Consider the following 18,162-nt stretch of genomic DNA (forward strand, 5'->3'; position numbering starts at 1 on the left):
CAGCATGACCGACACCTTCGCCCTCGTGAAGGGCGCGTTGGAACGCGTGAGCGAGGACGACCAGCTCGTCGAGCCGCTCCTGCAGCTCATTCCACTCAGCGGTGTCTCCGTCGCCACGCTCGGCAACGCGTTGAGCGCCGAGACCATCGCCGCGAGCGACCGACAGATCGCGCGGATCGACGAACTGCAGTTCGATCTGTCCGAAGGACCGTGCTGGGAAGCTGTGAGCTCCGGCCGCCCCGTGCTCGAGTCCGCGATCCAACGCGACGGACACCATGCGTGGCCATCGTTCGCTGCAGCGATCAAGGAACATGCGGTCGGGGCGATCTTCGCCTTCCCGCTCCGTGTCGGTCCGCTGCAGGTCGGCGCCGTGGAACTCTACGACACCTCTGAACAGACACTCAGCGAGCAGCTCGTCGACGAGATGATGTCGCTGACTCGTCCGTTGAGCAGGTACGTGCTTCGACGCACCGTCGAGCTCGCTGCCCTCCCCGACGCCTCTCAGCACAAACCGCATGCGCGACGGCGCATTCACCAGGCGACAGGTTTCGTGATCGCCCAACTCGGACTGTCACCAGACGACGCCCACCTGTTCATCCAAGCTCAGGCCTACGCGCAGAACCGCCCGATGGCCGAGGTCGCAGAGGACATCATCGAGCTCCGAACAGGCTACGTCCTCGACGACACCACGATCGAAGACGTCTCGTGAACACGAACGGCAGGAACGCCGAACTCCTCGAAGTCTTCGCGACGCTCGCCGACACGCTCGTCGACGACTACGACACGTTCGAACTCCTGCAGACGCTCGTCGAATCCAGCGTCGAACTCCTCGATGTGGGCGCGGCCGGCATCCTCCTCGCCGACCGCAACGACGAGCTCGAACTCGTGGCCTCGACCAGCGAGGCAGGACGTTTCGTCGAACTCATCCAGCTGAGTGCCGAAGAGGGGCCGTGCATCGACAGCTTCCACCTCAGTGTCCCGGTCGTGGTGGCGGACATCTCGGCTGAGGTCTCCCGTTGGCCCAGATTCGGCGAACTCGCGGCCCTGCAAGGGTTCAACTCCGTGTTCGCCGTGCCCCTGCGGCTGCGCAAGATGACGATCGGCACGCTCAACCTCTTCCGGATGGCCTCATCGACACTCGACGACTACGAGGCCCGAGCCGCACAGGCGATGGCGGACGTCGCGACGATCGGCATCCTCCACGAACGCACCCTGCGCGCCAGCGACGCCGCGCGCGAGCAGCTCGAGCACGCACTGCAGTCGAGGGTGACGATCGAGCAGGCCAAGGGTGTCGTCGCGTTCATGTCGTCCATCTCCGTCGAGGACGCGTTCGACCGCCTTCGACAGCACGCCCGGCGTACGCGACAACCGCTGGCCGATGTGGCGCGCGACGTCGTCGAACGCCGACTCACCGTCTGACGAGATCAGGATCCGGCGTCACCGACGCACCTGCTCTCCTGAAGGGCGCCTTCCTTGAGAGGATCGGAGCATGACGTACCTGCGGATCAACGGAGTCGACCTCTACTCAGAGGTCGACGGCACTGGCGAACCGGTACTGCTGCTCCACGGGGGGTTCTGCTCGTTGGAGTCCATGCGGGGGCTCGCGCAGTCGATCGGCGACTATCGCGTCCACGCGTTCGAACGCCCGGGTCACGGCCGCTCCGCCGACATCGACGAGGAGTACGACTATGCCCGGGGTCTCGCCGACACGCTCGCCTACCTCGATGCAGTGGGCCTCGAGTCGGCGCATGTGATCGGCTACAGCGACGGCGCCATCCTCGGCCTCATGCTCGCCCTCGACCACCCGGAGCGCGTCCGCTCGGTCGTCGCGATCAGCGCCAACCTCGATCCATCGGCGTTCAGCACCTCGTCCGCACCGCACGCGGTCGTGCTCACTCCCCCGCGCCGGGAGGTCTCACCGCATGCGGAGCCGGCCGCCGAGAAGCCCGATCTGGAACGCATGCACTACGAACGCCTGTCGCCGGACGGCCCTGCACACGGCGACGTCGTCCTGGAGAAGCTCTTCCGGCTGTGGACCTCGGAGCCGAACATCGATCCGGCGGCGCTGTCCACGATCACCGCGCCGATCCTCGTGGTCGCCGGCGATCGCGACTCGATCCGACCAGACCATACGCTCCTCATCGCCGCGTCCATCCCGGCGCGCAGCTCTGCATCGTCCCCGGCGCCACGCACGGTCTGCTCGCCGAGCGGCCAGACCTCGTCAGTCACGTCGTGCGCGACTTCCTGCCGACGCCGCTGTAGTCCTCCGTTCGCACACGCACGGGCGACCGGACGGTCTCTACTCGCGTGAGCGGCGGAGCAACCACACGAAGTACGGCGCGCCGATCAGCGCGATCATCAGGCCTGCCGGGATCTGAGCGGGCGCGATCAGCGTCCGGCCGAGGGTGTCTGCCACGCAGACGAGCAGAGCACCGAGCAGCATCGACACGGGAATGATCCGGCTGTGGCGGGCCCCGATGAGCGCTCGGGCGAGGTGCGGTGCGACCAGCCCCACGAAGCCGACGGCGCCGATGGCGACGACGCTGAGCGCGGCGAGCACGGCGGCGATCGTCAGCACACCGAGCCGCGTGCGCTCCAACCGCACACCGAGGATGCGAGGGGTGTCCTCGTCGACCGCGAGGAGGTCCAGCTGGCGGCGCATCCCGAACAGCACCGGAATCGCGATGACCAGGGCGACAGCGACCGGCGCCACGTCGGGGATGGTCCGTCCGTACGTGGTGCCGGAGAGCCAGGTGAGGATCCTCGGCGTGTTCCACGGGTCCGCCCGGAGCAGGAGGAATGTCGTCAACGCGCTGAGTCCATAGCCGCAGCCGATGCCGATCAGGACGAACCGGTCGGGCAGGAGCCCTCCGCGCCAAGCGAGCAGGGCGATGAGCCCGAAGGTCGCGAGCCCCATGACGACGGCCATCAGGATGAGGAGTGGTCGTCCACCGCCGAGCGTGGTGACGACGAACACCGCACCCAGACCCGCGCCCGCGGTGATGCCGAGGATGCCGGGCTCAGCGAGTGGGTTGCGGACCGTGCTCTGCACGACGCAGCCGGCCAACGCGAGTGCAGCGCCTGAGAGCAAGGCGGCGAGGACGCGCGGCATGCGGTCGTCGAGCGCGCGCGCGATCAGGTCGGGAGCCGTGCCGTTCAGCCACAGTGCGATGTCGCCCGTGCGGAGCCATAAGCTGCCCGCGAGCAGCCCGACGATCGCAACGCCGATCAGCAGCACTGCCGCGACGCTCACGACGACGACGAAGCGACGTCGCGTCCGCAGCCCTCCGCGCGCCTGCGGGGGCTGACGGATCGGGCCGGAGTCGCGGAGCCGGAGGGCGAGGATGATGATGACGACGGCGCCGAGGATCGCAGTCGGGATGCCGGTGGGAATCGATGAGGCACCCTCTGCACCGAGGATGGCCCGCAGGGTCGCGTCGGCCAGCAGGATGAGGAGCGCTCCGAGCAGCCCGGAGACCGGGATGAGGAGGACATGGCGGTTCAGTGCGGGGAGTCGGCTCGCGAGCAGGCGGGCGAGGACCGGTGCGCCGAGTCCGACGAACGCGATCGGGCCTGCGAGCGTCACCGAGATGCTCGTGAGCACCACGGCGCATACGATGGCGATGATGCGGGTGGATCGGATCGGGACCCCGAGCGAGAACGCGGTGTCGTCGCCGAGGCCGAGCACGTCGAGTCGGCGGGCGAGCAGCAGCGCCACGGCGATCGCGACGATGATGACGGGCGCGGCACGGACGGAGGCGTCGATGTTCAGCTGCGCGAGCGATCCGCTTCCCCAGGCGAAGAGGCCCGTCGTGTTCTCCTTGAAGAGGATGAGGAGCATCGCGGTCGCCGCATCGAGCGCCATGGCGGTCGCCGAGCCGGCGAGGATGAGCCTGGTCGTCCCGGAACCCGCCGACGTCCCCGCGAGACCGAGCACGAGAGCGGCGGCGAGGAGGCCGCCGACGAACGCGACGCCACTCGACGCCCAGAGCGGGACGGAGAACCCGAATGCCGCGACCACGGTCAATGCGAAGTAGGAACCGGCCGTCACCGCGAGGGTGTCGGGCGAGGCGAGGGCGTTGCGGGAGATCGACTGCAGCAGTGCTCCGGCAACACCGAGCGCGAGGCCGACGGCCACTCCGGCGAACAGTCGCGGCAGCCGTGAACCCGTCAGCACGTCGCTCACCGGCACCCCGCCGACGGTCTCATGCGCTCCGCCCGCGAGTCGCAGGAGGTCGATCATCCCGACGCCGGAGGTTCCCTGCGTCAGATGCCACATACCCACGAGCACCACGGCGACGAGCAGGGCGGCCAGGACGGCCACCCCACCCGTCACGCCCCGGAGCCCGACGTCGGGGACTCCAGTGACGTCGTGCTCGACGTGGGGTGCTGCTGATCGGGCCCGAGTGCTCAACCCTGTTGCGTGATGATGTCGACGTAGGCGTCGATCGCCTGCTGGTTGGACAGCGGACCGCCCGCGCCCCAGACTCCTGCGGGGAACGCGTGCGCGCGGCCCTCCTGCACTGCAGGCAGCGCGGTCCAGATCGGGCTCTTCTCGAACTCGGCCACGTAGCCGTCAGCGGCCTCGTCGCTCGAGTAGAAGAAGTTCGCGTTGCCGACGGCGGTCAGGCCCTCGATGTCGGTCTGGCCGAGGCCGTACGCGGGGTCGACGCCACCGCTGCCGTAGGACGCGTCGATCTCGTCGGTCCACGCACCGGTCAAGCCGAGCTGCTCGCCGAGCGCGGTGAAGAGCGCACCCTGGCCGTAGGGACGGATGACGACATTGCCGCCCTCGATCCAGCCGTCGAAGAAGAGGAAGTCGGTGGTCGGGAGGTCGACGGACTGCACCTTCTCCTTCGCGCTCGCGAGGTGCGCGTCGAACTCGTCGAGGACCTCGGCGGCACGGTCCGTGCGGCCGGTGGCCTCGGCGATCATGGTGAAGACGTCCTTCATGTTGCCGATCGGATCGGCACCGTCGGCACCGACGGTCGCCAATACGGGGACGCCTCGCTCCTCGAGCTGCGCGATGAGCTCGTCGTCGGCGCTGTACGCCTCGATGATGATGAGGTCCGGGTTCGTCGCGTAGAGCGCGTCCATGTCCGGTTCGCCGCGTGTTCCGATGTCCGCGACACCCTTCGGGATGGTCTCCGCGCTCACATAGGTGGCGTAGCCGGCGGCGTCCGAGACGGCGACCGGCGCGACGCACAGCGTGAGTGCGTCCTCGATCTGCTGCCATTCGAGCACCGCGATCCGTTTGGCGGGCTTGTCGAGTTCGACCGTGCGACCGACGCCGTCGGTCATCGAGACGGCGTGCGTCGACGTCGTGGTCGTGTCGGCTGCGCAGCTCTCGGAGGTCGCTGCTGCGACGTCGTCGCCGGCCTCGTCGACGGTCGTAGTACCGCATGCGGTGAGGGTGAGCACGGCGATGGCGAGCGTCGCCGCTGCGGTCGCGAAGGAACGGGCGCGGATCATGGATGGGCCTCTCGGGTGGGGGTCGTTGGTGGAGTCGAGCCGGCGTCGGTGATGCCAGCGGGGCCCGGGGTGCGGGCCGTGCGGTTCGCGTGTCGACCGACGGGATCGATCCGCAGGTGGTTCGTGCGCGGGTCGAGCTCGACCTCGACGGGGATCTCGTAGACGGCGCTGATGTTCGCGCTCGTGAGGACGTCGACCGGGTGGCCGGCGGCGTGGATGCGCCCTGCGGAGAGGAGCAGCAGGTGGTCGGCGACCCGTGCCGCGTGGTCGAGGTCGTGCAGGACGATGCCGACCGCGACGCCGTGCTCGTCGACGAGATCGCGCACGAGGTCGAGTGTCTCGATCTGGTACCGCAGGTCGAGGTGGTTCGTGGGCTCGTCGAGCAGCACCACGCCCGTCTCCTGGGCGACGCACGCCGCCAGCCAGACGCGCTGGACCTCGCCGCCGGAGAGTTCACCGACGGCGCGCTGTGCCATGTCGCGGACGCCGGTGGCCCGCATCGCGCGGTCGACGGCGGTCCGGTCCTCGGTGGACAGCCCGGAGAAGCCGCGGCGATAGGGGTGTCGACCGAATGCGACGACCTCGCTCACCGTCAGCCCCTGCGGAGCCGGCCGCGACTGGGCGAAGAGCGTGACCTCGCGAGCGAACTGACGCGCACTCAGCAGGGAGACCTCTCGGGCGGCTCCGTCACCACGGGCGCCGAGCATCACGGTCCCCTCGTCGAGGCGGTGGAGTTTCGCGAGCGAGCGGAGGAGCGTCGACTTCCCGCTGCCGTTCGGTCCGACGAGCGCGGTGACGCGGCCGGGTTCGAGGGTCAGTGAGACGTCTTCGATGACGAGCGTCTTGCCGTAGCGGAGCACCAGGCGCTCACCGCTCATCGCCGACGTCCTGCTCATGCCCGCCACCCGGCGCAGCTCGACGAGGGGTGCTGCATCGCGCGCTGGGCTGAGCGCATGGCGTACGGCTGGGGCATGGGGACCTGGATCGGCATGGATGGCGTGCAGCCTTCGCTGGTGATCGGCCGTCGCGCAGGCGTCGCCGACGCGGATCCGAGGGTCGGACGCGAAGTTAGGGCTGCCTTGCCTACTTCAGCATACTGTTCTTCCGCAGCGCGGACCCCGAGGCAACCGTCTTCGCACCGAGCCCCGAGAAGCTCTCCTCGGTCCGACGAGCACGATCGTGACGACTGAGCATGAAGGGTCACGCGATTGCAATCGACGTGCCGGTTGACGGAACGTAAAGAATCAGTGAACGCGACGATCGAAATCGTCAGCGCCTGAACATCTGTGCAAGAATATCAGAGCAGCACTTCGTTAGGCGAAGCTACTGTGCGAACACAGGCCACTGATCTCACGACGTCGAGAGACGCCCAAGGTCAGGACAGATTCCCTCGGAGCAAGGGGGAATCCAAAGTGGCTTCCTTACGGATCACGTCGCGCAGTGCCGAAGCTCTTACGTGGAAGTGCTCATCCATCCGCGCCCACATCCGCGTTCGGCTCGCTCGACCCCGTCGGGCGGCTTCGCCGTTCGTCCGCGAGCGCTGAACTCGAGGAGAACCACCATGAAGTACGAAGACGCCGTCTACGCGGTCCGCGTCAACATCGCGACGATGAACGAGGGGAGCTGGCAGATCGCCGAGCGTCACATCGATCGCGACGACCTTCTCGCGGCGCTCTCCGGTCACGACGCCGCAGATGTCGCCCGCCTGCTGTGGGCATTGGACCCCGGCCGCCGTTTTGCGTTGCTCGTCGACCTCCCGGCCCGGCAGCGAGAAGACATCCTGCCATTGCTCGACGCGCAGCAGGCACTCCTCACCGATGCGACAGGTCTCACCGAGCCCGCCGCGGTGACGCTCCCGGCGATGAACGCCGCCGGCGCGGTCGGCGACCTCGACCTCCGCCGGAGCGGATTCTTCCGGATGGTGAGCGCGCGAGGCCTCTGGCTGGCCCTCCTGACGGTGTTCGGCATCGTCACCAGCACATTCGTCGCCGCCCAGGAGGAGCTCCTGATGTCCGCGATCACCCTCGCTGCCTTCGTCGCCCCGATCATCGACATGGGCGGCAACACCGGGAGTCAGTCCGCGACCCTCGTGGTGCGCGGCATGGCCCTCGGCCAGGTCCGTCTGAACTGGAGGGACCTCTGGTTCGTCGTCCGCCGCGAGATCCCGATCGCGGCGACCCTCGGGATCGCCATCGCGATCCTCGAAGCCGTCCTCGCGTTCTTCAGCAAAGGCGTCGGCGGGGACATCCTGTTGATCGTCGGTCTGACGATGGTCTGCGTCACCATCCTCGGCGGGATCATCGGCGGCCTGCTGCCCTTCGCAGCACGTCGAGTCGGAGCAGACCCCGCGACGCTCAGCTCGCCGCTGATCACTTCGGTGATGGACCTGCTCGGTGTGGTCATCTATTTCGGGATCGCGTATGCCGTGCTCGGGAGCTCCATCGGCGGCTGAGCGGCGGGCATTGCCGCGATGGCGGTGGTTCGGGTCAGTCGGACCTCGGCCCGAACCACACCGTGCAGAGGCCTGAGCGGGCCTCACGAACGACCTCGGTGCGAGATCTCCCTGCGTGGCCTGACCGTCAGTTCGCCGCGAAGCGTGCATGCACGTGGCCCGAGACGGTGATGTCCTCCGGTTTGAGGTCAATGCCCCTCTCGTTGACGGGCGCAGCTGCACCTCGCGCCATCGGGGCCGCCACCACCGCGGCGGTCGGCCGGGTCTCGTCGCCGAGCATGCCGGGGTCGGCGAGTGCGACCGGGCGCACACTCGACAAGCCGAGGCTCCGCGCATATGCGGTGGCCTTCCGCACCGCGTCGTCGACGGCCCTGTCGCGTGCGTCCACCACGAGCGCTGACTTCGTCGCCTCAGTGAGCGCCCAGTCGATCCCGACGATCGTGACGCCGTCCTGTGCTGCGAGCTGTTGGGCGAGGTCGGCCAGTCGACCGAGATCACTGAACTTGACCTCCAGGCTCACCCTGGCATGGTGCACGAGCGGCAGTTGCTTGCCCTCCTTGTTCCACGGACGGTTGCTCCAAACCTGCATCCGGTCGGCCGACCACCAGGTGACGGGCCCGGCCTGCGGAGAGAGCAGTTGCTGGGCTTGCGCCGCCAGCGCACCGTGGACGTGGCTCGTCCGGGTGACGACCGCCTGCCGGTCGGGGCCCTCGAATTCAGCGACGACCCGGAGCGTGCCACGCTCGGCCGGTCGGTGGTGCTCGAACGTGCCCTCGACAGTGATGATCGTCTCGCTCATGCACAGAGGTTAGCGCCGACGGGCTGGACCGAAGAAGGCCCCCGATTCCTCGGGGGCCTTCTCACTACTGGTGCGCGAGGCGGGACTTGAACCCGCACGCCCTTTCGAGCACTGGCACCTGAAGCCAGCGCGTCTGCCAATTCCGCCACTCGCGCAAACACCAGACGTCACCGCTCACGCGGCAACTTATCGAGGATAGCACGTCCACCGACCCCCTGTTGAACACAGGAGATCCGCTCCACAGCAGGACGAAACCGGGCTGGACATGACGCATGGCGGCGGATCTCGTGTCGTCACGAAGCCGACTTCAGCGGGCGAGCACCCGCGCGGATTGGCCTCCCATACAGGCAAACCGTCTAACATTGCCTGGACACCGACACGAATCGAGAGACCGTGGGCATTCTGGACAATTTCGAGAAGGGACTCGAACGCGCCGTCAATGGCGCCTTCGCGAAGACCTTCAAGTCCGGACTCCAGCCGGTCGAGATCACGAGCGCGCTCCGACGCGAACTCGACACCAAGGCCGCCGTCGTCTCTCGCGACCGCATCCTCGTGCCCAACAAGTTCACGGTGCGCATGTCGCCCGCGGACTTCGATCGCATGAACACCATCGGGCCGTCACTCGTCGACGAGCTGACCTCTCTGGTCCAGAAGCACGCGAAGAGCCAGGGGTACTCGTTTCCTGGCGCCGTCACGATCAAGCTGAGCGGCGATCGCTCGCTGCCGGACGGACTCGTCCAGATCGACAGTGTCAACGTCAAGGGCTCCATCACCTGGGCACCTGTGCTCGACATCGGCGGCAAGCGCTACCCGATCACGCAGGCGCGCACCGTCATCGGCCGTGGCACGGAAGCCGACATCACCATCAACGACACCGGCACCTCGCGGAAGCACGTCGAGATCCTCTGGGACGGCAATGCCGGCCAGGCCCGCGACCTCGGCTCGACGAACGGTTCGAAGCTCAACGGCCAGTCGTTCCGGCAGGCGGCACTCGCCCCCGACTCCGTGATCGAGATCGGCCGCACCCGCATCGTCTTCCGCGTCGTCGCTCAGGCCGGCTCCGACGCCTCCGACCGAGGCATGAGCGATGCGACCCGACGCCACGACGTGTCCTCGTTCAACGACTCGTGGGGGGACGGCGCGTGAGCGAACTGACCCTGCTGGTCCTCCGCATCGGCTTCCTGCTCCTGCTCTGGACATTCGTCTTCGGCATCGTCTACGCCCTTCGCACCGATCTCTTCGGCCCTCGCGCCCGCAAGGCGCAGCCCCAGTCAGCGGGTGGCGCACCGCAGACCCCGCCGCAGCCGATGCGCGCAGCGACCGCTCCAGCACCCAGCCGACCAGCAGCGTCCTCGTCCGGTTCCGGCGGGACGCAACAGGCCACAGTCCACAACACGACGCGCCTCGTCATCGTCTCTGGGCCGAAGCAGGGCACCGAACTCCCCCTCGGCCGCGAACCAATCACGATCGGCCGCTCCGCCGATTCGGGGCTCATCATCCGAGACGACTACACCTCGACCCACCACGCCCGCCTGATGCTGTGGAACGACGAGTGGATGGTCCAGGACCTCGACTCCACCAACGGCACCTTCCTCGCCGGTAAGCGCGTCAGCGTGCCGACCCAGATCCCGCTCGACACCCCCGTCAAGGTCGGACAGACCAGTTTCGAGCTGCGGCGGTAACCCGGTGACGACCAGCGGCGCCGGCGCAGCGCTCTCCCACGTGGGTAAAGTGCGCTCCAACAACCAGGATTCCGGGTATTCCGGGCATCACCTGTTCGTGGTCGCCGACGGCATGGGCGGACACGCGGGTGGCGACGTCGCCTCCGCCATGGCGCTCAACCGCATCATCGAGGCCGACGAGCCGTATCCCTCCTCGGAGGCTGCCGAGGCGACGCTGCAGTCCGCGATCCTCGCGGCGAACGCGATCCTCGGCGACACCGTGTCGAAGCACCGGGAGCTGACCGGTATGGGCACGACCGTCTCGGCCCTCGCCGTCATCGGCGACGAAGTCGCCATCGCCCATATCGGCGACTCCCGCATCTACCTGTTCCGCGAGGGCGAGCTCAGCCAGATCACCGTCGACCACACCTTCGTCCAGCGCCTCGTCGACTCGGGTCGTATCACGCTCGAGGAGGCCATGGTCCACCCGCGCCGCTCCGTGCTGATGCGGGTGCTCGGCGATGTGGACGCGTCGCCCGAGATCGACACGATGACGCTCGGTACCAAACCGGGCGACCGTTGGATGCTCTGCTCCGACGGCCTCTCCGGGGTCGTCGACGAAGCCCACATCACCGCGACGCTCACAGAGGAGCTGTCGGCGCAGCGCACCGCCGAGAAGCTCGTCCGCCAGAGCCTCGACCGTGGCGCACCGGACAACGTGACCGTCGTCGTGGTCGACATCGTCGATGCGCCGGTCACCACTGACGCGGCTGTCGTCGTCGGTTCCGCCTCGAAGCCCGTCGCCTTCGCCCTCACCCCCTCGGTGAAGAAGTCCTCGCTCATCCCGAACAGCTGGCTGCACCCCGGCCGCCCGACATCGCTCGGCAACTCCCACTTCGAGCCGGCGTCCGAGGACTACCTGGACGAACTCATCGAAGAGGACGAGCGCCGGGCGAGACGCCGTCGCATCACGTGGCTCGTCGGCCTCATCGTGGTCATCGTCGCGATCGTCGCGGGTGTGGGCCTCGGCTACGCCTGGACGCAGACCCGATACTTCGTGGGCGGCGACGACGACACGGTCGTGATCTACCAGGGCATCCAGCAGGACATCGGCCCCATCCAGCTTTCGAGCGTCAAGGAGGACACGGGCATCCCGCTCGGTTCGCTCTCCGATTTCGACCGCCAAGCCGTCGACCAGACCATCAGTGCGTCGTCGTTCACCGAGGCGCTCGACATCGTGAAGCGATTGCGGGTGACCGATGACCAGTGACGTCGCCACCCCCATCCAGGCCGACACCGGCGTCATCCGGACGATGCGGCGTCTCCGTCTGCCGAAGAAGCTCCGCAACCTCGAGCTCGCGCTCCTGCTCTTCGCGTTCGCGATCAACGCCATCGCCGTCATGCTGGTGCAACTCGGCGCGCTCGGCCATCTCGACTTCGCACTGATCACCTTCGGTTCCGGACTCTCACTGCTGGTGCTTGTCCTGCACATCGTGCTCCGGTATACGGCGTCTGAGGCGGACCCGTTCCTCCTGCCCATCGCGACGGTGCTCGGCGGCATCGGCATCGCCGAGATCTACCGCATCGACATCGCGCTCGGCGATTCCGGCTGGGCGAGCGCCGCCGTCAGGCAGATGGTGTGGAGCGCGATCGCCATCGGCGGGGCCATCGCGGTCATCCTGATCATCCGCAACCACCGTGTCCTGTTCAAATACACCTACATCGCCGGCTTCGTCGCCTTCGCGCTCCTGCTGCTGCCGTTGATTCCAGGCATCGGCCGTGAGGTGAACGGCGCGAGGGTCTGGATCGGCATCGGCGATGCAGTGACGTTCCAGCCAGGCGAGATCGCGAAGATCGCCCTCGCGGTGTTCTTCGCCGGTTATCTGGTGCGCACCCGGGACAGCCTGTCGATGGTGGGCAAGAAGTTCCTCGGGCTGCAGTTCCCTCGACTTCGCGATCTCGGTCCGATCCTCGTCGTCTGGGCGATGGCGATGGGCGTCATCGTCTTCCAGCGCGACCTCGGCACCGGTCTCCTGTACTTCGGCATGTTCCTCGTCATGCTCTATGTCGCGACGAGTCGGGCCAGCTGGGTCATCATCGGTCTCACCATGTTCTTCGCCGGTGCATTCATCGCCGGCCAGACGCTCTCCTACGTCGCCGGACGTTTCCACAACTGGTGGGACGCCTTCAATCCCGAGGTCTTCGACCGCGACGGTGGCAGCTATCAGCTCGTTCAGGGCATCTTCGGTCTGGCACACGGCGGACTGCTCGGCACCGGACTCGGCCAGGGTATGCCCGAGATCACGCCGGTCCCGCAGAGCGACTACATCATCGCGAGCCTCGGTGAGGAGCTCGGCCTCGCGGGGCTGTTCGCGATCTTCGCGCTCTACCTCCTCCTCGTATCACGCGGCTTCCGTGTCGGCTACGCAGGCAGCGACGACTTCGGCAAGCTGCTCTCGATCGGACTGGCGTTCACCGTCGCCCTCCAGGTCTTCGTGGTCGTCGGTGGCGTCACGCGCATCATCCCGCTGACCGGCCTCACGACACCCTTCCTCGCGGCGGGCGGCTCGTCACTCGTCGCCAACTGGATCATCATCGCCGTGCTGCTGAGAATCTCCGACACCGTTCGAACCCAACCCAAGCCGGTGGTCTCATGAATCGTGAACTGAAGCGGGTGAGCATCGTCGTCGTGGCGATGTTCCTCGCGCTCTTCGGATCGACCACGGTCATCCAGATGATCCAGGCCGACACCCTCAACGCCGATGGTCGGAACACCCGGACGCTGTACGACAGCTATCGCACCGAGCGTGGGCCGATCCTGCTGACTGACGGCACCGCGATCGCTTCGTCCGTCGCGAGCGACGACGAGTACAAGTACCAGCGCGTGTATGCGAACGGCCCGCTCTACGCGCCCGTCACGGGGTTCTTCACACCGACGCAGGGTTCCTCCGGACTCGAACTCGCGATGAACGACTACTTGAGCGGTACCTCGAACTCGCAGTTCCTCGACTCCATCAACCGGCTCATCTCTGGTCAGGCGCCGAAGGGCGCTGCAATCGAGGTCACACTCGACCCCGTGGTGCAGCAGGCGGCCTTCGACGCACTCGGCGACCTCGAGGGCGCGATCGTCGCCATCGAGCCGAAGACGGGCAAGATCCTCGCTTCGGTCTCGAGCCCCGGTTACGACCCGAACGTGCTCGCGAGCCACGACAACGCCACGGTGCTCGACGCGTACCGTGCGCTCGACGACGACGACCGCCAGCCCCTGCTCAACAAGGGCGTCGCGGGAGACCTCGATCCGCCGGGTTCCACGTTCAAACTGGTGACCGCTGCCGCTGCGTTCGCCTCGGGCGACTACACGCCGCAGTCCGAGTTCCCGAATCCGTCGACGTACACGCTTCCGGGCACGAGCACCGTGATCCGCAACTCCGAGGGTGGCAGCTGCGGCGGCGGCGCGACAGTGTCGATCGCGACAGCCGTGTCCCTCAGCTGCAACATCCCCCTCGCCGAGCTGGGCGTCGAGCTCGGCTACGAGAAGATCCGCGACATGGCGCAGAACTTCGGTTTCAACATGGACATCAACATCACCGGAACAGGACTCAACCCCGTGCAGATGGAGCCGAGCACCTTCCCGAATGCGCTGAGCGCCGACCAGACGGCGATGGCCGCATTCGGGCAGTACACGGTGCGTGCCTCGGCACTGCAGATGGCGATGGTGTCCGCCGGCATTGCGAACGGGGGCATCGTCTGCAACCCGCAGATGGTGAACCGCGTCGTCAATCCGGATCTGAGTGTGCTGAAGGAGTTCGAACCCGCCGAGCTGTCGCAGCCCATCACGAGCGATGTCGCCCAGGAGATCACGGACATCATGGTCCAGGGCGTCCAGAGCGGTGCTGCGACTAATGCAAGAATAGACGGGGTCGAAGTGGCCGGAAAGACAGGCACGGCGCAGAACGGATCAGACGATCCCTACACGCTGTGGTTCACCGGTTTCGCTCCTGCAGATGACCCCAAGGTCGCTGTGGCGGTCGTTGTTGAAGATGGCGGTGGACTCGGACAGGACGGTTACGGCAACCTCGTGGCCGCGCCGATCGCGAAGAAAGTACTAGAGGCGGTGCTGAATAAATGAGACCGACAGCCGGGCTGACCTTCGGGGGACGCTACGAACTGCAATCTCGTATTGCGATCGGTGGGATGGGCGAGGTGTGGCAGGCCACAGACCTCGTCATCGGCCGAACCATCGCCATCAAGATCCTCAAGGACGAGTACATGGGGGACCCTGGGTTCCTCGAGCGTTTCCGCGCTGAAGCGCGTCACGCCGCGCTCGTCAACCACGAGGGCATCGCCAACGTCTTCGACTACGGCGAGGAGGACGGCAGCGCCTTCCTCGTCATGGAACTCGTTCCCGGCGAGGCGCTCTCGACCGTCCTCGAGCGTGAGCGCGTGCTCCCCACCGACAAGGTGCTCGACATCGTCGCGCAGACCTCGTCGGCCTTGCAGGCTGCGCACGCCGCCGGCCTCGTCCACCGCGACATCAAGCCGGGCAACCTGCTGATCACGCCGGACGGCCGAGTGAAGATCACCGATTTCGGGATCGCCCGCATCGCCGACCAGGTGCCGCTCACGGCCACCGGCCAGGTCATGGGGACGGTGCAGTACCTCTCGCCCGAGCAGGCGAGCGGCCACCCCGCATCGCCGTCGACCGACATCTACTCGCTCGGCATCGTGGCGTACGAGTGCCTCGCGGGGCGTCGACCGTTCACCGGCGAGTCCCAGGTCGCCATCGCGATGGCGCAGATCAACGAGGCGCCGCCGGAGCTCCCGGTCACGATCGCCGAACCGGTCCGCCGTTTCGTCATGTCGATGATCGCGAAGAACCCGGTCGACCGTCCGGCGTCCTCCGCTCACGTCGCCCGCGCCGCTCAGGCGTTGCGTCGTGGCGACCTCAACGCTGCCGCAGCCGCCGTCCCGATGATCCTCGGTGGTGCAACCGACGCCGCGACGACGGTCATGGACCAGACGCGCCGCATGCCGGCCGCCGACGACGCCACCACCCAGCTGCTCTCCGCATCCGAGGCGGAACAGCTCGACGGTGACGACGAGCTCGAGGGCGCGGGCGAGAAGAAGAAGCGCAGCAAGTGGACGTGGCCACTCATCGGCCTCGTCGCTCTGCTCGTCATCGTGCTCGTCGGCTCGCTCGCCGCGGTGTTCGCGAACCAGGGCAACGACGCGGGCAACACCACGCCGCCGCCCTCCACCAGCAAGACACCCACGCCGAGCAAGACGCCGTCCCCGACGGCGACGCCTGAGCCGACCGTCTTCCCGATCAACAAGGAAGACCTCGTCGGGCGCAGCTTCGACGAACTCAACACGATCTTCAGTGCGGCGCCGTACAACTTCAGCGTCTCGAGGAACGTGGGCGAAGCGGCGACTGACCCGTCCCTCGTCGACACCGTGTACGACGTCAACCCGACTGGCAACGTGAAGACCGGGTCGGCCATCACCCTGACCGTCTACGGCGAGGTCGCGGTCATCAACTCGCCCACCGAGGCTCCGAAGCTCGACCAGTCTGCACTCAACGATGCAGGACAGCTCGAGATCCCGATGGACGCGACGTCGACCACGATCGGTGTCGACTGGGCTTCAGTCCAGAATGCCTGCCCGACGGGCTCGGAGTTCCTCGGATACACCGTGTCGGTCTCGGGCGGATACTTCCAGAACAACTCCTCCGGCCAGTTCGATTCCAATACCACGAGCGGCACGATCACAGTGGACGCCGCCGGTCAGCTGACGGTCAACTACGCCATCCGATGCAGCACCGGCGCCTCAGCCGCATCACCCTCGTCTCCCGCGGTCCCGGTGATCAAGGCCACCCAGTAGTCGCACTTCTTCGGGTGCTCTTAGGGGCATCCCTGAGAGCACTCGAAGGGTGCCCGGGTAAGATCTTAGTGTTTGTCCTCCAAGCGAATTCAGGGGTGGTACGTGGCTGACGATCAACGCCTGCTCGCAGGTCGATACGTCGTCGGCGACCTCATCGGTCGCGGAGGCATGTCCAACGTCTTCCGGGGCGTCGACACCAAGCTCGGACGCACGGTGGCCATCAAGGTCCTGAAGTCCACGCTCGCCACCGACCCGGCGTTCCGGTCACGCTTCCGCCAGGAGGCTCAAGCCGCCTCGCGCATGGCGCACCCGACGATCGTCCGTGTCTACGACGCCGGCGAGGAGCGCGTGAAGGACGGCTCCGGCCACGATCTCATCGAACCCTTCATCGTCATGGAGTACGTCGAGGGTCGCATGCTCAAGGACCTCATCGCCGAGGGCCCGGTCGACCCCGATGAGGCGGTGCGCATCGCGCACAGCATCCTCACCGCGCTCGAGTACTCGCACCGCGCAGGTGTCGTACACCGCGACATCAAACCCGGCAACGTCATGCTGACGACCACAGGCGACGTCAAGGTCACCGACTTCGGTATCGCCCGTGCGGTCTCGGACTCGTCGACGACGGTCGCACAGACCACCGCCATCCTGGGCACCGCAGCCTACTTCTCTCCTGAGCAGGCCAAGGGTGAGACGGTCGACGCCCGGACCGACCTCTACTCCACCGGTGTCGTGCTGTTCGAGATGCTGACGGGCAAGGCACCGTTCCGTGGCGACACCGCTGTGGCCGTCGCGTATCAGCACGTGAGCGAGCGACCGGTCAAGCCGAGCTCGATCAACCCCAACGTCTCTCCGGCTCTCGACCAGGTGGTGATGCGAGCGCTCGCGAAGGACCGCTTCGAGCGCTACCAGAGCGCCGTCGAGTTCCGCGAAGACCTCGATGAAGCGGGTGCCGGGCATGTCCCGGTTCGTCGCGACGATCACGACTCGCTGTTCGGACCGTCGCCCACTGCCGCTTCAAGCACGGAGCAGGCCATCCGCCAGCTCACCTCCGACGACACCGTGACGCGCACCCAGCGCCGTCCGCCGGTCGTGTGGATCTGGGCCGCCATCGCCGGCATCGCCGTCATCCTCTTCTCCCTCGTGTTCTGGGTCGTGCAGCTCCCGCCCGCCACGACCATCTCGACCGACTCCCGTGAGGTCCCAGATCTCGTCGACGCGACGTGGGAGAGCGCCAACAGCTCACTCGAACAGCTCAGCCTCATCCCGACGAAGTTCGATGAGGCGAGCAGCGACTACGCTGCAGGCCACGTCATCCGCACCGAGCCGCCTGGTGGGACCACAGTCACGGAGAACACGCAGATCAAGGTCTACGTCTCCACCGGCCGCGAGCAGGTCGCCGTCCCCGACGTCGTGAACCAGTCCTCCGAAGCCGCCTGGGCAGCGGTGGCAGCTGCAGGGCTCACTCAGGGCTCCGTCACCAGGGAGAACTCTCCGACCGTGCCGGCGGGCGTCGTGCTCCGGACCGACCCGGCCGCCGGCACCGAGGTCGACCTGGCGTCGACGGTGAACATCGTCGTCTCGAGCGGCAACGTCACACTGACCGACGTCGTCGGCCAACCGCTCCTCGATGCGACGAACTACCTGCAGGACGCGACACGTCAGTTCGTGGTGCAGCCCCAGGCAGACGCGACGTGCAAGGCGACGAACGGCGACCCGGTCACCGCGATGTCTCCCGGCCCCGGCGACATCCCGCAGAAGTCCGTGATCACGCTGACCTACTGCACCGGTCCGTGATCGCACCTCGACAGGCTCGGTGACCGGAGCGCTCAGTCGCGGCGCCACCGCTCCCTGAGCCTGTCAAGGTGCCGCACCCGGAGCTTCTCGAGACGGGACCGACC

General features: G+C 67.2%; 15 protein-coding genes, 1 tRNA gene and 1 riboswitch. Of the genes, 11 read left to right on the top strand and 5 right to left on the bottom strand.

Features of this window, described 5'->3' with window-relative positions; genetic code table 11:
• The first annotated feature begins 4 nt into the window (after nucleotides 1-4).
• The 3 genes from ABMA10_RS21220 to ABMA10_RS21230 all read left to right on the top strand — a co-directional run bounded on the left by ABMA10_RS21220 (nucleotide 5) and on the right by ABMA10_RS21230 (nucleotide 2,311).
• Nucleotides 5-709, top strand: a complete 705-nt coding sequence (locus ABMA10_RS21220; protein WP_347869844.1) for a GAF and ANTAR domain-containing protein — start codon at nucleotides 5-7, stop codon at nucleotides 707-709.
• Nucleotides 706-1,419 (top strand): GAF and ANTAR domain-containing protein, encoded by a 714-nt coding sequence (locus tag ABMA10_RS21225; RefSeq protein ID WP_347869845.1) that lies wholly within the window; start codon nucleotides 706-708, stop codon nucleotides 1,417-1,419. The genes ABMA10_RS21220 and ABMA10_RS21225 overlap by 4 nt, the downstream gene beginning before the upstream one ends.
• Before the next feature lie 70 nt (nucleotides 1,420-1,489).
• Nucleotides 1,490-2,311: an alpha/beta fold hydrolase gene (locus tag ABMA10_RS21230; protein ID WP_347869846.1), complete on the top strand. Its 822-nt coding sequence runs from the start codon at nucleotides 1,490-1,492 to the stop codon at nucleotides 2,309-2,311.
• Here the strand turns inward: ABMA10_RS21230 and ABMA10_RS21235 are convergent.
• From ABMA10_RS21235 to ABMA10_RS21245, 3 genes are read right to left on the bottom strand one after another with little or no spacing between them, the layout of a single operon-like run.
• Nucleotides 2,300-4,414: an iron ABC transporter permease gene (locus tag ABMA10_RS21235; RefSeq protein ID WP_414693698.1), complete on the bottom strand. Its 2,115-nt coding sequence runs from the start codon at nucleotides 4,412-4,414 to the stop codon at nucleotides 2,300-2,302. The genes ABMA10_RS21230 and ABMA10_RS21235 overlap by 12 nt on opposite strands.
• Nucleotides 4,411-5,472 carry an iron-siderophore ABC transporter substrate-binding protein gene (locus ABMA10_RS21240; RefSeq protein ID WP_347869847.1) on the bottom strand — a complete coding sequence of 354 codons (1,062 nt, stop codon included), beginning with the start codon at nucleotides 5,470-5,472 and terminating at the stop codon, nucleotides 4,411-4,413. Before ABMA10_RS21240 ends, ABMA10_RS21235 begins: the two co-directional genes overlap by 4 nt.
• Entirely contained in the window at nucleotides 5,469-6,368 is a 900-nt protein-coding gene (locus tag ABMA10_RS21245) for an ABC transporter ATP-binding protein (RefSeq protein ID WP_347869848.1), read from the bottom strand. Before ABMA10_RS21245 ends, ABMA10_RS21240 begins: the two co-directional genes overlap by 4 nt.
• 406 nt (nucleotides 6,369-6,774) lie before the next feature.
• A riboswitch (M-box (ykoK) riboswitch) is annotated at nucleotides 6,775-6,941 on the top strand.
• A 92-nt stretch (nucleotides 6,942-7,033) separates the two neighbouring features.
• Here ABMA10_RS21245 and ABMA10_RS21250 point away from each other — a divergent pair.
• Nucleotides 7,034-7,924 (top strand): magnesium transporter, encoded by an 891-nt coding sequence (locus ABMA10_RS21250; protein WP_347869849.1) that lies wholly within the window; start codon nucleotides 7,034-7,036, stop codon nucleotides 7,922-7,924.
• A 127-nt stretch (nucleotides 7,925-8,051) separates the two neighbouring features.
• Here ABMA10_RS21250 and ABMA10_RS21255 read toward each other — a convergent pair whose 3' ends face one another.
• Both ABMA10_RS21255 and ABMA10_RS21260 read right to left on the bottom strand, forming a co-directional pair.
• Complete coding sequence (locus ABMA10_RS21255; protein ID WP_347869850.1) at nucleotides 8,052-8,723, bottom strand: SIMPL domain-containing protein; 672 nt, start codon at nucleotides 8,721-8,723, stop codon at nucleotides 8,052-8,054.
• 68 nt (nucleotides 8,724-8,791) lie between these two features.
• A tRNA-Leu gene (locus ABMA10_RS21260) sits at nucleotides 8,792-8,878 on the bottom strand.
• A 238-nt stretch (nucleotides 8,879-9,116) separates the two neighbouring features.
• On the opposite strand from ABMA10_RS21260, the gene ABMA10_RS21265 reads away from it, so the two are divergent.
• The 7 genes from ABMA10_RS21265 to pknB all read left to right on the top strand — a co-directional run bounded on the left by ABMA10_RS21265 (nucleotide 9,117) and on the right by pknB (nucleotide 18,058).
• Nucleotides 9,117-9,869, top strand: a complete 753-nt coding sequence (locus ABMA10_RS21265; RefSeq protein WP_431030985.1) for an FhaA domain-containing protein — start codon at nucleotides 9,117-9,119, stop codon at nucleotides 9,867-9,869.
• Complete coding sequence (locus ABMA10_RS21270) at nucleotides 9,866-10,405, top strand: FHA domain-containing protein FhaB/FipA (protein ID WP_347869852.1); 540 nt, start codon at nucleotides 9,866-9,868, stop codon at nucleotides 10,403-10,405. The genes ABMA10_RS21265 and ABMA10_RS21270 overlap by 4 nt, the downstream gene beginning before the upstream one ends.
• A gap of 4 nt (nucleotides 10,406-10,409) precedes the next feature.
• Nucleotides 10,410-11,654 carry a Stp1/IreP family PP2C-type Ser/Thr phosphatase gene (locus tag ABMA10_RS21275; protein ID WP_347869853.1) on the top strand — a complete coding sequence of 415 codons (1,245 nt, stop codon included), beginning with the start codon at nucleotides 10,410-10,412 and terminating at the stop codon, nucleotides 11,652-11,654.
• The gene (locus tag ABMA10_RS21280; RefSeq protein ID WP_347869854.1) at nucleotides 11,644-13,041 is read left to right on the top strand and encodes an FtsW/RodA/SpoVE family cell cycle protein; all 1,398 of its coding nucleotides are present in this window, start codon (nucleotides 11,644-11,646) and stop codon (nucleotides 13,039-13,041) included. The genes ABMA10_RS21275 and ABMA10_RS21280 overlap by 11 nt, the downstream gene beginning before the upstream one ends.
• Nucleotides 13,038-14,513, top strand: coding sequence for a peptidoglycan D,D-transpeptidase FtsI family protein (locus ABMA10_RS21285; protein ID WP_347869855.1), 1,476 nt, complete (start codon nucleotides 13,038-13,040; stop codon nucleotides 14,511-14,513). The genes ABMA10_RS21280 and ABMA10_RS21285 overlap by 4 nt, the downstream gene beginning before the upstream one ends.
• A complete protein-coding gene (locus tag ABMA10_RS21290) occupies nucleotides 14,510-16,264 on the top strand; it encodes a protein kinase domain-containing protein (protein WP_347869856.1) in 1,755 nt (584 codons plus the stop codon). Before ABMA10_RS21285 ends, ABMA10_RS21290 begins: the two co-directional genes overlap by 4 nt.
• A gap of 102 nt (nucleotides 16,265-16,366) precedes the next feature.
• A complete protein-coding gene (pknB, locus tag ABMA10_RS21295; RefSeq protein ID WP_347869857.1) occupies nucleotides 16,367-18,058 on the top strand; it encodes a Stk1 family PASTA domain-containing Ser/Thr kinase in 1,692 nt (563 codons plus the stop codon).
• The last annotated feature ends 104 nt before the right edge of the window (nucleotides 18,059-18,162 follow it).

This window comes from Plantibacter sp. RU18, assembly GCF_050613355.1.
GTDB lineage: Bacteria > Actinomycetota > Actinomycetes > Actinomycetales > Microbacteriaceae > Plantibacter.